The 13,566-nt window shown below is 52.3% G+C and carries 9 protein-coding genes; 3 read left to right on the top strand and 6 right to left on the bottom strand.

Annotated features, from left to right (window positions below; translation table 11 throughout):
* The first annotated feature begins 215 nt into the window (after positions 1–215).
* Positions 216–2,402 carry a catalase/peroxidase HPI gene (gene katG / locus ABC502_RS12440; RefSeq protein WP_345916099.1) on the top strand — a complete coding sequence of 729 codons (2,187 nt, stop codon included), beginning with the start codon at positions 216–218 and terminating at the stop codon, positions 2,400–2,402.
* A 67-nt stretch (positions 2,403–2,469) separates the two neighbouring features.
* On the opposite strand, the gene ABC502_RS12435 is transcribed toward katG, so the two are convergent.
* The 6 genes from ABC502_RS12435 to gloA all read right to left on the bottom strand — a co-directional run bounded on the left by ABC502_RS12435 (position 2,470) and on the right by gloA (position 11,614).
* Positions 2,470–4,536 (bottom strand): S9 family peptidase, encoded by a 2,067-nt coding sequence (locus ABC502_RS12435; protein ID WP_345916098.1) that lies wholly within the window; start codon positions 4,534–4,536, stop codon positions 2,470–2,472.
* A 115-nt stretch (positions 4,537–4,651) separates the two neighbouring features.
* A complete protein-coding gene (locus ABC502_RS12430) occupies positions 4,652–6,505 on the bottom strand; it encodes a GGDEF domain-containing protein (protein ID WP_345916097.1) in 1,854 nt (617 codons plus the stop codon).
* A gap of 255 nt (positions 6,506–6,760) precedes the next feature.
* Positions 6,761–7,381 (bottom strand): DUF642 domain-containing protein, encoded by a 621-nt coding sequence (locus ABC502_RS12425; protein WP_345916096.1) that lies wholly within the window; start codon positions 7,379–7,381, stop codon positions 6,761–6,763.
* Positions 7,382–7,465: 84 nt separating this feature from the next.
* Positions 7,466–10,393, bottom strand: a complete 2,928-nt coding sequence (locus tag ABC502_RS12420) for a DEAD/DEAH box helicase family protein (protein WP_345916095.1) — start codon at positions 10,391–10,393, stop codon at positions 7,466–7,468.
* A complete protein-coding gene (locus ABC502_RS12415) occupies positions 10,390–10,974 on the bottom strand; it encodes a class I SAM-dependent methyltransferase (protein WP_345916147.1) in 585 nt (194 codons plus the stop codon). Before ABC502_RS12415 ends, ABC502_RS12420 begins: the two co-directional genes overlap by 4 nt.
* Positions 10,975–11,059: 85 nt before the next feature.
* Positions 11,060–11,614 carry a lactoylglutathione lyase gene (gloA, locus tag ABC502_RS12410; protein ID WP_345916094.1) on the bottom strand — a complete coding sequence of 185 codons (555 nt, stop codon included), beginning with the start codon at positions 11,612–11,614 and terminating at the stop codon, positions 11,060–11,062.
* Positions 11,615–11,827: 213 nt separating this feature from the next.
* Between gloA and ABC502_RS12405 the strand changes: the two genes are divergently transcribed.
* Positions 11,828–12,265 (top strand): OsmC family protein, encoded by a 438-nt coding sequence (locus ABC502_RS12405; protein ID WP_345916093.1) that lies wholly within the window; start codon positions 11,828–11,830, stop codon positions 12,263–12,265.
* 313 nt (positions 12,266–12,578) lie between these two features.
* Positions 12,579–13,439, top strand: coding sequence for an SPFH domain-containing protein (locus ABC502_RS12400; RefSeq protein WP_345916092.1), 861 nt, complete (start codon positions 12,579–12,581; stop codon positions 13,437–13,439).
* Positions 13,440–13,566: the final 127 nt, after the last annotated feature.

Below are 13,566 nucleotides of genomic sequence, written 5' to 3'. Positions count from 1 at the left end.
TTCATCCGAAGCGGCCTGAAATGTCTGGATGTTCAAAAAATCACCGGACAATGCATTCTTAACAATGAACTTTAGCGCGATTAATCAAAAAAAACGATGGACTCATTCGGGAAAAGTTACTTTCGGGACAGTAGTTTGCTGTCTATAGTTGATACAGCTAAAGCGTGAGTACTTGCAGTGCGCTCAGTAAAACCAACCTGAACAAGGAGTGATGCATGGACAAGACCAATCAAAGCACCGGTAAATGCCCGGTGATGCATGGCGCCAATACGGCCGCCACTGATAATGTCATGAGCTGGTGGCCTAAAGCCCTCAACCTCGATATTTTGCACCAACACGACAGTAAAACCGACCCACTCGGCACCGACTTTAACTACGCCGAAGCCTTTAAATCACTGGATCTTGAAGCGGTAAAAAATGACCTCAAAGCCCTGATGACCGACAGCCAGGACTGGTGGCCAGCCGACTGGGGCCACTACGGCGGCTTGTTTATCCGTATGACCTGGCACAGTGCCGGTAGTTACCGGATTGCCGATGGCCGGGGCGGCGGAGGTACCGGTAACCTGCGCTTTGCACCGTTAAACAGCTGGCCGGATAACGGCAACCTGGACAAAGCCCGGCGTTTGCTATGGCCAATTAAGAAAAAATACGGCAATAAGCTGTCCTGGGCTGATCTGATTATTTTAGCCGGCACCATGGCTTATGAATCAATGGGCCTGAAAACCTTTGGGTTTGGTGGTGGCCGCAAGGACATCTGGCACCCGGAAAAAGATACGTACTGGGGCTCGGAAAAAGAATGGCTGGCACCATCCGGCAGTGAAGGCAGCCGTTACTCAGGCGAGCGCGACCTGGAAAACCCACTGGCCGCTGTGATGATGGGCCTGATTTACGTCAACCCGGAAGGGGTGGATGGCAAACCCGACCCACTGAAAACAGCGCATGACGTGCGGGTCACCTTCCAGCGTATGGCGATGAACGATGAAGAAACCGTGGCGCTGACCGCCGGTGGCCATACCGTCGGTAAAGCCCATGGCAATGGCGATGCCGCCAATTTGGGCCCGGCCCCGGAAGGCGCCGATATTCACGAGCAAGGTTTTGGCTGGATGAACCACAAAACCCGGGGTGTTGGCCGGGATGCAGTGACCAGCGGCCTGGAAGGTGCCTGGACCAGCAACCCAACCCAATGGGATAACGGCTATTTTGAGCTGCTGCTGAACTACGACTGGGAGCTGAAAAAGAGCCCGGCCGGTGCCTGGCAGTGGGAGCCGGTGAATATCAAAGAAGAGCACAAGGTGCCGGATGTGGAGGATCCATCCATTCGCCACAACCCCATCATGACCGATGCCGATATGGCGATGAAGATGGACCCGGACTACCGCAAAATCTCCGAGCGCTTTTACAAAGATCCGGAGTACTTTGCCGAGACCTTCCGCCGCGCCTGGTTCAAGCTGACCCACCGCGACCTGGGACCGAAAAGCCGTTATTTAGGGCCGGATGTACCAAAAGAAGATTTGATTTGGCAAGATCCGATCCCGAAAGTGGATTACACCCTGACCGAAGCCGAAATCAGCGAACTGAAAGCCAAGATCCTGGCCAGTGGCTTGTCGGTGTCCGAGCTGGTTGCGACCGCCTGGGACAGCGCCCGTACTTTCCGGGGCTCTGACTACCGTGGTGGTGCCAATGGTGCCCGCATCCGACTAGCACCGCAAAAAGACTGGGTCGGCAACGAACCAGAGCGGTTGCAAAAAGTACTGAAGGTGTTGCAAGCCATTCAGGCATCGCTAGGCAAAAAAGTCAGCATCGCCGACTTGATTGTGCTTGGCGGCAGTGCGGCGGTAGAAAAGGCAGCCAAAGACGCGGGCGTCAACATTACAGTGCCGTTCGCACCGGGCCGTGGCGATGCCACGCAGGACATGACCGATGCCGAATCGTTCGATGTGCTGGAACCACTGCACGATGCCTACCGTAACTGGCTTAAAGCCGATTACAGTGTGCAACCAGAAGAGATGATGCTGGACAAAACCCAGCTGCTGGGCCTGAGTGCCCATGAAATGACAGCTCTGCTCGGTGGTATGCGGGTATTGGGAGCCAATTACGGCGGTAGCAAGCATGGCGTGTTCACCGATAAGGTTGGTGTGCTTAGTAACGACTTCTTTGTCAACCTGACCGATATGAGCTACAAGTGGGAGCCAACCGGCAAGAACCAGTACAACATCGTTGATCGGAAAACCGGCGCCACCAAGTGGACGGCAACCCGGGTCGACCTGGTGTTTGGTTCCAACTCCATCCTGCGCTCCTACGCCGAGGTCTACGCTCAGGACGACAACAAAGCCAAGTTTGTGCAGGACTTTGTCAAAGCCTGGGTCAAGGTGATGAACAACGACCGCTTTGATCTGAAGTAAGACGATCCAAACAAAAGCCCCGCCGGTTGACTGGCGGGGCTTTTTTTATGCTGTTAATGCGCGCTGTTTACTCTTTCGGGCCTGGGCCTAAGTAGCGGTCCAGCCAGCCGGTAAATTCATTGAACCAGAACACCGAGTTATTCGGCTTTAAGATCCAATGATTTTCATCCGGGAAGTACACCAGCCGCGCATCCAGCCCCATGCCTTTGTAAACACCATAGATTTCAAAGCCCTGAGTCACTGGTACCCGGTAATCCAACTCACCGTGAATAATCAGCATCGGTGTTTTAAAGTTGGCGGCATGCATGGAAGGACTGACTTGCAGCACTTGTTCCATACCATCCCAGGGGGCACCACCATAAGCATGCACCCGCTGTGAGGTGGTATCGGAAGCAAACTGACCTTTTAGGTTGTAGACCCCAGCGTGGTTTATCAATGCCTGATAGCGATCGGTATGGCCCGCTATCCAACTGACCAGATAGCCACCGTAGCTGCCACCGGCCGCCGCCAGGCGATTGCCGTCAACATAGGGGCGCTCTAACATAAAATCGATAGCCCGCTCCGAGTCAATAAAGGGCTTGGTTGGGTGATCGCCATGAATAGAAATGGCAAAGTCCTGACCGAAGCTGGTCGAGCCGTGGAAGTTCGGTAGAATGGTAATGTAACCGGCTGCAGCAAACACCTGCGCGTTCCAGCGAAAATGAAAGGTATCGCCAAAGAAGCCATGCGGCCCACCATGCAGCAGGTTCAGCACCGGCCACTTCTTGCTGGCATCAAAGTTTGGCGGGTACACCACAAACATTTGCACCGGGACATCATTGGCACCAGCATAGGTCACATTCTCCACCTTGCCCCAGTCGATGCTGTCTTGCAGCGCCTGATTCAGTTGGGTAATTTGACGAAGATCGCGGCCATTGGCCCGCACACTAAACAGCTCTGGCATCTGGGTCATACCATGGTGCACAAAGAGCAAACGGCCATCGGCGGTTTCAGCCAGGCCAGTATTGGTGCCGCCACGCAGCACTTCGCGAATGGCGCCGCCCCGCGCCGGCATGGCAAACAAGGAGGTCATGGCCCTGTCATCGGCCTGGAAGAAAATCTGCCGGCCATTGCGCGAATACTGCCAGTTGACCGGAGTGTGATCAAAGTCGCTGGTTAAAATGCGGCTCTGGCCGCTGCGTAAATCGTACTGCAGCAGATTGATCTGATCGGCGTAAAAGTCATTGCGCAAGCTACGGCCCCACAGCAGGTAGCGACCATCCGGGCTAAATACCGGATTGATATCCCGGCCGGTATTGTCGGGGCTTAGATTGACGTAGCTGCCACTGCCATCAGTTTGCAGCAACAGCACATCGGCTTTAAAGTCATCAAAAGGGGGCTCTGTGGTATTGGCCGATAGCGCAATTTGCCGGCCATCGGGCGAGATGTCATAGCTGATACCACCGCCAATGTTGAAATAGCGCTGCCAGCCCGGCGTTAGCTCAGTGACTTCGCCGCTGGCCAGTTGCACCCGGAACAAGCGCGGATAGGCATCTTGCTCTAAGAAGCGATCCCAATGCCGGTACAAACGGTTCTCGGTGACAAAGGCCGAGACTTTGGAGTTGGCCTTTTCAGCTTGCTGCGCTTTCAATGCCGCAAAGTCGCCGTCAAAATCGGCTGGCACCTGGGCCATAAACACCAGGCTCTGACCATCCGGCATCCACTGCACGGCCGAGACGGCCACCGGCAAATCGGTCAGCTGGCGTGGCTCACCACCATCCATCCGCATTACAAAAATCTGGTTGCGCTCAGCCTGACGGCGCGACACAAAAGCAATCTTGCTGCCATCGGGCCGCCACACCGCCCCACTGTCGCTGCCACTGGCCGGGAAGGTCAGCTGCTGGCTTTGGCCATTTTGCAGGTTCAGCCAATGCAGGGCTGTGGTGCCGCGGTCGGTCTCCATGCTGTAGCTGCTAACACCATACAGCGCACTTTTACCATCCGGCGCCATCACCGGTGCCGATGGCCGTTGCACCGCCCACAGATCTTCAGGCGTAAGTGGCCTTGGTGCCTCGGCCTGGGCCAGGCCCGCCCACAGCAGGCTGGCCGATAAAGTCAAAACCGCCGTCAGGCGGCCGGAGAAGCGAGCGATCATGAGCTATCCTCTGTCGTTATACCGCCGGCTACTTTAGCACAGGCACAACGACAGCGGAAAAAGGCTCGGCTAATGGCAGGCTACAGGCGTTAATTGACCACCTGCAATATCGTCGCTAGCGCAGCACCGATACCAGACCATCACTGGCTTGATAGTGAATTTGGCAGCGGCCTTGTGCCTTGGCCTGATACAACAAGGCATCGGCTTGTTGCAGTGCTTGCTGCATGGCTTGTCCTTCCTGCAGCAACACCGCACCACCGCTGGCGGTTACTTCCAGATCGGCGATAGGCTCAAAGCGTAGGGCATTGCATAATTTGATCAGGTTGTCTTCAACGGCATGCTCTCCTACCCCACGCAAAATCAGCAGAAACTCCTCGCCGCCCCAGCGCAAGACCTGGTCGTCTTTGCGCACCGCCGTTATCAGACGCTCGGCCAACGCTGTCAAAACAGCATCACCCTTTTCATGCCCATATCGATCATTGATTTGCTTAAAGTGATCCACATCCAGTAACACCAACAAATCGCCTTTGGCGTGCCCCATGGCCGATAAAGCCCTGCGATTTAACAGCTGAGTCAGCGGATCCCGTTTCGACAAGTCATCCAACTGGGCATTCAAGCGTCGTACCTTCCGAATCGCTAGCAAGGCACCGGTCAGTCCCAGCAACAAGATGGTCACCAGGCCTATGTACAAAGTACGTTCACGCTGCGCCCTTGTCAGGCGTTCATCCCGTAGTGCATTGGCCTGCTCCAGCAACTGAATACGCAACCCCTGCTCCTGGGCTTCAAATTGCACCTGCAACTCGCTGAATACACGGTCACGCTCAACCGCCAACACCTGATCCCGAATTTGGCGCTGTTGGCGCAATGCTTCATTCTCTTGAACCAATAACCCAGCTTCATGGTAGGCATCTGCCAGATGTCCCAACATAATGCCCTGCATACCAGGCGTGGCCAGGTCCGAGAAAGCGGCATAGGCCTGCTCCATCATGGGCAAGCCCTGCTCTACCAGATCTTGCAGCACCAGCACATAGCCAATGTTAAAACGCATCACATGGATTTCGCGGTCATTGCCTAATCTTTCTGCAATAGCAATCCCTTGGTCTAAATAAGTCAGCGCCTGCTCAAACTCTCTACGATGCAAGTGCACCGCGCCCAAATTGTTAAAGCCCAGCATCTGCACCCGACCCAAAGCCTGTGGATCCTTTACGGCTGTAGCCGCTTTAAAATCAGCCATAACCTGCTCTGTGGTGCCCTCGGCCAGTTGAGCCGCTGCTCCACGTACCAGATAGAGTTCTGGCAGCAACAGATCCAGCCCATGCTCGTAAGAGGCTTGCAATGCTTGCGAGGCAATTTGAATGGCATAATGGTAATTCTGCAACCGGCTCTGAATACGGGCCAATTGCAACTGCAAATACTGCCGCCGGTAGTCAGTGCCCCGCATATCCAGCAACAAAATTTCATGGTGCGCTTTTAGAAAAAAATGCAGTGCTTGCTCCAGCTCACCATTGGCTTTCAATACCCGACCAAGCTGTAAATGCAACTGGAACTGCAAACGTGGCGTTAGATCGTGTGCCAACAAGGCAACCACTTGTGGCTGCAATGCCAAGGCGTCTTTGTAATGTTGCTGCTGCAGTTGCAGCTCCAGCAAAGCATTCAATACTTCCAACTGCGCTTCCACCGAAACCTGCCCGGCCTGCAACAGCAGCGCCTGCAAAGCCTCCCTGCTTATCTCAGCCTGTGCAGGCTCCAGGCCTTGTGTCAGTAAACGCATGGCTTGCACCCGATACCAGGTGTCTGAGTTTGTCTGTTTTTGAAGGTCATGCAACCAGGCATCCAACTGCTGGCTGGAAGGGAAGCGAAGCGGCCACTGGATGTCAGCATCCATCTGCTGCTCAATACGGGGAATACGCTCGGCAAGGCTGTGCCAGGACAACACAGTAAGGGCAATAAACAGCAACAATCGATACATAGCAGATCCTTCTATCAACCAACCAGTAATGGCAGCAGCGACTTTGGCAAAGCGCCAACCGCAGCAACCACCCACTACAACATAGACTCCTTCCTCCAATTCATGGGGCACTTTTCAATAATCTAGCCAGCTCCGTACTGGATTTGCAAGCATTAAAGCAAGAAATTGCTAATTTAAACTGCCAGGCTTCAGGCTCGGCCCCCATAAACGATAAAAGCCGCTGACAGCGGCTTTTGAAAAGACAGTTTGTAAGTTTCAACGGTGGGTGAATCGACGCCCTGCCCCCAGCAGCAACAAACCAAGAGCCATCACACCCATGGTCGCAGGTGCCGGCACTGCCGCCACACCTTGCTGCGCCACCACGCTCACACCATCCAGAAAGTTGCCGATGGTGCCGCTGTTGTGCGAAGTAAACCGCAAGGTTGTATTGGTATCGGTCGCAACAAAGCTGCTGCTAAAAAAGCTCCAGCCTTGGTTGGTGTGATCGTTTAGCGTTTGGCTTAAATCCGCCACCGTCACTTCAAACTGCTCATTGCTACCGTTACGGGCACGGTAATAAAAACTCAGTTCATAGCTCTGACCAATATCTGTGGCAAAGCTCTGGAAAATCGACCAGGCACCCTGATTGCTGCCATGCGCATTCAGCTCAATAAAATGATTGCCAGTCACCGCCTGCACGCCATTCATCGAGTTCCAGATTTCGATATTGCTGCCCTGCCAGCCAGGCACTTGGCTGGATGACATCCAGGTCCAGGAGTTGGGGTTAATCGGGTTGGCTTCAAAATCGCCGTTTACAATCAACGACGCCTGACTGCTAAAACTGGCGATTGCCAATACAGCAGCACCTACTACAGAACGAACAAGTGCAAATGACATTTTTGGTCCCTCAAATACTGGTTAAACTACCCGCTCATTGTACCAGTTAACAAATGACTACGGAACAAAAATTAATCAGCTTTGTTAATCAGTGGGTTGGAGATCTTTTGGATCGATGATGGTTTTGAGCCGTGCAAAAGTGCGCATAGATTCACTAGCCTCCAAATCACTGTAATTTGGATTCGTGGCTTTTAGTAAATAACGACCATCGGCTTGCTTTTTAACTTCACGCAGCAAGTAGTGGGCATCTCCAGCAGCATCGACCTGCTCTATTGCCATAGTGTTGTTGCTAATCGAACCGGCACTGCTTGGCGTGACCCACTCAAACAGCAGCAGATCACCATCCTGGACAGGCTGCTTACCGCCATTCATCGAATTCCCTTTTGCCGGCGCTATAAAATGCCGCTCTGGGTTCAGGTTGCCATAGTGCAGGGGTAGACTTTGCATCTCAGCGCCGTCTGGTGAGCCTTGCCCAAAATGGCCACAGGCAATTTTCAAGTCTGGATAAAATGGCAGCACGTTTGCATTTGCAGATGATCCCTTGGCTTTTTCCGCAAATTGAGGCACTGATAAAACGTTATCCGAGTGAGCCGCTTGCTGATTTTTGCGGCCCTGCTTACTTTTTGCATATTGCGCCAACCTGAGATCGATCAGCTCATCAACAAGTGCTACCAACGGCTCAATATCATCAACGTTCAGTTCAAAGTTAATCTGAAAGAAATCACCTTCGCGCCGGAACCAAGCATGTGGATCTTTCTGATCTTTGGCGCAATAAAAATTAATGGGGTTATCCAACCAATATTTAAGCCATTTCGGGCTTTTGGCACCTTCCGATTGAAGGTCGGTTTTAATATCCTGCTGCGCCCAGTCAGGGCGACGCCAGATAATGTGCCAGCTTCGCTCAGCCAGTGCCTGCACAGTAATCTTCTTACGAAAGCCGTCCAGCTCCAGAAAAGCCCGGAGTAAAATCATTTTAAAGCTTTTATTCATTGAGGTCGTTTCCACCCCCCGCAGCAAAAACTCCTTATTTCGCGCTACGAGCTGAGTGAAACTGGTGTTTTCTTCATAAAGAGCAATCAACTCAAACCAACTTTTGTGAGCTTTGCGTACTTTCGCAAAATCGTATCCCGCCTCAAAGAATTCTACCGCAGACGGCCGGTGACCTAATTCATCGGCTAGTTGCTGCAAGTCCTCTAAAGCGGTATTTCGGATGCTCCTTGCAAGTTGCTGCATGTAATCAATAACTTCAGGGGCAAAGTTGATGTAACAGCCATCGGCCAGAGTCGGTGGCTTTTTCATCCATGCGGCCAGCTTTTTGGTCGCAGTATCCTGAAAAAGGGTGGCAGGTTTGAGTAAAAATGAGCGGTGATTGCCAATAAAGTCCACCACCACCAGGTGCTGCTTGCCGGTATCGGGGCTTTGCCGAAGACCTCGGCCAAGTTGCTGCAAAAACAAAATTTTCGACTCAGTGGGCCGAAGCATTAGTACCGTATCAATCGCTGGCAAGTCGGTGCCTTCATTAAACAGATCGACCGAAAAAACCACTTCAAGCTTGCCAGCTTTAAGTTGCTGCAAAGCCTCGTTTCGCCGCAGCGCGCTCCCCTGATAAACAGCAGCAGCTTTAACACCATGGCGACCAAAATACTCAGCCATGAAATCAGCATGTCGACGCGAAATGCAAAAAGCCAAAGTCCGGCTTTGTCGCAAACTTTGCCAATGCCGAAAAATATGCTTTGCTCTTTGTTGGGTCGCAAAAGCAGAGTCCAGTGCGGTGGGATCGAACCGCCCATGACGCCAGGGGATTTCCTGATAATTCACATAAGGGTCATTCAGCCCGTGATAATGAAAGGGAACCAAAATCCCCTCTTCAATACCATGCACCACATTGCGTTGGTAAACCAGATTATGATCACAAAGGGCCAGAATATCGGCTTGATCCGTTCGTTCAGGTGTAGCAGTTAATCCAAGTAAAAACTTAGCGCGAAAGTGCGACAATATTGCCTGATAGCTACGACCTGCAGCATGATGAAACTCATCTATCACAATGTAGTCGAAATGATCAGCCGCAAATTTCTGCAGGTTGTCTGTTTGAGACAGTGTTTGTACCGAACCAAACACCATATCCGCAGTGGCATTTTTTTCACTCCCGACATACAAGCCACTGCTTTTGGCTGGCAACAACCAACTAAAAGTGCGCTGAGCCTGGTGTAAAATCTCTTCCCGGTGTGCCACAAACAATACCCGAGCACCCCCCATTTGCATGACATCAAAGGCAGCCAACCAGGTTTTCCCCATGCCAGTTGCCAGTACCACCAAGCCGCGTTGATACCCTTTAGCTCGGGTCTTAGCCAGCAACTCAAGTGCATCTTGTTGGGCGCTGTTGGGAATGATTTCAGGCTCTTTTTCCGCCCCCACCATACTTAGTTGCTTCGTGGGTAGTTGCTGCGCTTTGTAACGACGGGTGTAATCAGCGAGCAGTGCTTCGTTCAGCGGTAGACTTTGTGGATAGCTGAAAATAGCTAAAAATTGTTCACGAATATGGCTGTAATCAGCAGGTATGGTCTCCCCATGAAACTGATAACGCAACGACCATTCGTGACTGAGGGTCAAAGCAGCTTTGCTGATATTGCTGGAACCGATGTATGCACACCCGCTGATCTCTTCATCATGGACGCTACGGGTAAAAATGTAGGCTTTCATATGAAAACCGGTATCGGGCTTGCAGCAGAACAATCGCACCCGAGCCCCACACTCTGCCAACAACAATAACTGGCGCAAGGCCATTGGAGAAGTAATCAGTAAGTAATCTGAAGTCAAAATCGAGAGTTGCGCTCCATTTGCCAGGGCGTCTTCAAGCGCAGGAAGCAATAACTCCAGACCAGATGGTTGAATGAAAGCCACGCTGATTTCAATTTCAGTGGCGTGGTTGATGGCTTGAACCAACTTTGGCAGCAGTGGATCCGAGGCTCCACCAGATGTCAGCAAGGGGCCTTGCCAAAGTAGCGCACTCATCCGCTGCTTTTCTCCAGCAAAGCATTGAGCCAAAGCTCATTTTCACGCCCGGGACGAAGATCACTGGTCGACCAGCATTTCTGGATTTGCAAGGTTGTGTTGTTAAGCATGTTACCCAGCCGCTGTTCAGTCATGTTGGTAAAGTGGCGGCCATCCCGTGAAGTATCCACTTCAGCCTGCTTAAACGAGCAGTAAAAAATGCCTTCTGGCTTTAGCTGATTGGCTAAGTGGCGAAAAGTTTCTGTGAGAGCTGCAACAGGCACATGCAATAAAGAAGCACATGCCCAGATAGCATCGACCAATTCCGGCGCAGAAAAGGCATTGAAGTCAGTCAGCAGCACCTTTCTACCGGTTAACTCCTGCGCAGCTGCGACCATCGCCTCGCTTGCATCAAATGCAGTTACCTGAAAACCTTGTTGCAGGAAAAAAAGCGTATCACGGCCACTGCCACAGCCTGCATCAACAATATGGGCCCCAGCTTTTAAGTGGGGCAGGAACTCATCGTACAGTGCAGCCATCTCAACCGTGACGGTATCTCGAACGAAACGTGCAGCATTTTGGTTGTAAAAATCGACAGACATAAGCATCCAATGCACTTTTTCCTGTTGTACCAACAAAGCCATTCAGCCACAAGTGCTGAATGGCTTCAGGGGGTAACAACAATGCTCACCCCAAAAACTCAGCCAATCCCTCCGGCAACCGAGCAGGCTCAAAAATCTCAATCCAATAACCATCCGGGTCGCGGATAAAGGCGATGTCTTTCATTTTGCCATCGGCTGGTTTTTTCACGAAAGGCACGCCCAGATCTTCAAAGCGCTGGCAGGCGGCAGTCAGGTCGGGGACGGCGAAGCCGATGTGGCCGAAACCTTTGGGTTCGTCGTTGCCGTTGTGGTACTGGCAGTTGTCGTCGTTTTCGCTGCCCCAATTCCAGGTAAGCTCCAGCATGGCCGGGCGGCTGAAGGTTTGGATGGTGCGCTCGTCGGTATCCTTGGACCACTGCTGTGTTTCTTGCTCGCTGAGTGCGGCCAGGAAGAACAGTGAAAAGGTCATTTCGGGGAAATCCAGCTTGCGCACCAGTGTCATGCCGAGCACCCGGGTGTAGAAGTCCAGGCTGACGGCTGGGTCTTTAATGCGCAGCATGGTTTGGTTAAAGACAAAGTCGTTGGTGGCCGGGTCGCGCTGCTCGCACAGGCCGGGGGCGCTTTCAAAATGACGGCTCATAGCTGGCTCCTTATGGGTAACTAACAACAAAATCGAAGAAGTCACCAGCTTAGCAGATTCTGCCCCTATTGTTGTGATCTTAGGGATGTCCGGTTGGCACTCTTTTAAATTAGAAAAATATCATTTAAAGGTCTGAAGTTTGATCTGCCGCATGCCACCCTTCGCTGCAACCGATATGCTAGGGCCTTTGTAACCAAGGCTAAGGATAACTTTATGAGCAATAAAACCGTAACCGTACAGGCCAATATGGCAGATGGCTTTGCAATCGCCGCAGACATTGATGGCCACAAAGTGATGATTGACCAGCCGGTAGCGGCCAAGGGCAGTGGCACCGGGCCAACGCCGTTGCAAATGATGTTGTTTGCGGTAGGTGGCTGCATTGGTACCATTGGCCGGATTGCGGCTTTTCAGCAAAAAATTACCTTACGCAGCATGCAAATCACGGTGGAAGGCGATTACAACCCGGCCGGCCTGATGGGCAAGCCGAGCGATGACCGGGTAGGTTTTTCACAAATCCGTATTAGCGCCAGCATTGATGCCGATTTAACGGATGCAGAAAAGCAGCAGTTTTTGGATGAAGTCTGCGCCCGCTGTCCGCTGCACGACAACCTGCTGCATGGCACCGAGGTACTGCACTCTCTGGCGCCCTGACAGCAAGCTGTTCTCAGGGAGTGGCGCTAACGTAACTGAAGCTTGCGCCTGACATGATGTGAAGGCGCATCTTCCTGCTGCATACACCTATGGTGCCCAAAGTTGTAACAACCTGTTGCAATTTCTGGGTGAAAAGTTGTTATTTTGCCTGAAAATCCCGTTATGATAGCCGTTCAGGTTTTTTGAAGGAGCGAGCTATGGGATTTGGATTATCACTCATTGGCTTTTTTGTTGTGTTAGTTCTGGTGATTCTGGGCTCGATTAAGGCCTATGAAATCATTAGTGGTAAGTCAAAGAGGAAGGACGATTAATAATGGCAAAAAATAAAAACATTTTTACCGCAGCTGCTGCGGCATTAGGGATTCTTATCCTGCTGTTTGCAGTCGGCAGTTTCTACACCGTGGATGAAGGTGAGCGTGGTGTGGTCATCCGCTACGGTAGCCTGATTAACGTGGCCGAACCAGGCTTGCATTTTAAACTGCCCATTATCGACAGCGTACGTAAAATTTCAGTGCAAGAGCAGGTAGAGCTGTACCGCAATATGGAAGCGTACAGTAATGACCAGCAACCGGCGGTAATGAACCTGTCAGTGCGCTACCAGATTGACAGCAGCCGGGTGGATGAAGTCTACCGTAACTTCGGTACCCGTCAGGCGCTGATTGACCGTCAGGTCACCCGTATTGTGCTGGAAGAAGCCAAAACGGTGTTGGGCCAGTTTAATGCGGCTACCTCTATCCGTGAGCGTGGCCGGTTGAATTTGGAAATGGCGCAAGCAGTGCAGCAGTCGGTGACTGGGCCAGTGATTATTCTGGGCGTGCAGGTGGAGGATGTGTCTTTCAGTGCTGCCTATGAAGAAAGCGTCGAGCAGCGCATGCTGGCAGAAGTGGCCGTTGAGCGTGAGCGGCAAAACCTGGAGCGTGAACGGGTGGAAGCTGATATCGTGCGGACCCGGGCTGCGGCAGAAGCGGATCGGGTGCGGGCACAAGCCCAGGCAGAAGCCGACAGCATCCGGTTACGGGGTAACGCCGAGGCGGAAGCCATTCGGGAGCGGGCGGCGTCGCTTGCTAATAACCCATTGCTGGTCGAGCTGGTGAAAGCAGAGCGCTGGGATGGCAAACTGCCAAGCACCATGCTGCCAAACTCTACCGTGCCTTTTATTGAAGCCAATAAGTAATGAATGCGAACCGCGCGGCCCTGCCGCGCGGACAATGCAGCTCCCCACACACACCCTCTACAGTTTCTGTCACCCGCCAAATAGTTTCATATTTCTATCAACAAAGTATCACCCAATTGTCATTTAG

The sequence above is a fragment of the Alkalimonas sp. NCh-2 genome, assembly GCF_039631345.1.
Lineage (GTDB): Bacteria > Pseudomonadota > Gammaproteobacteria > Enterobacterales > Alteromonadaceae > Alkalimonas > Alkalimonas mucilaginosa.
This window is presented reverse-complemented; position numbering and strand designations above follow the sequence as displayed.

Coding starts and splice junctions, on each gene's coding strand:
- katG (WP_345916099.1), top strand. CDS start 216: ATGGACAAGACCAATCAAAGCACCGGTAAATGCCCGGTGATGCATGGC.
- ABC502_RS12435 (WP_345916098.1), bottom strand. CDS start 4,536: ATGATCGCTCGCTTCTCCGGCCGCCTGACGGCGGTTTTGACTTTATCG.
- ABC502_RS12430 (WP_345916097.1), bottom strand. CDS start 6,505: ATGTATCGATTGTTGCTGTTTATTGCCCTTACTGTGTTGTCCTGGCAC.
- ABC502_RS12425 (WP_345916096.1), bottom strand. CDS start 7,381: ATGTCATTTGCACTTGTTCGTTCTGTAGTAGGTGCTGCTGTATTGGCA.
- ABC502_RS12420 (WP_345916095.1), bottom strand. CDS start 10,393: ATGAGTGCGCTACTTTGGCAAGGCCCCTTGCTGACATCTGGTGGAGCC.
- ABC502_RS12415 (WP_345916147.1), bottom strand. CDS start 10,974: ATGTCTGTCGATTTTTACAACCAAAATGCTGCACGTTTCGTTCGAGAT.
- gloA (WP_345916094.1), bottom strand. CDS start 11,614: ATGAGCCGTCATTTTGAAAGCGCCCCCGGCCTGTGCGAGCAGCGCGAC.
- ABC502_RS12405 (WP_345916093.1), top strand. CDS start 11,828: ATGAGCAATAAAACCGTAACCGTACAGGCCAATATGGCAGATGGCTTT.
- ABC502_RS12400 (WP_345916092.1), top strand. CDS start 12,579: ATGGCAAAAAATAAAAACATTTTTACCGCAGCTGCTGCGGCATTAGGG.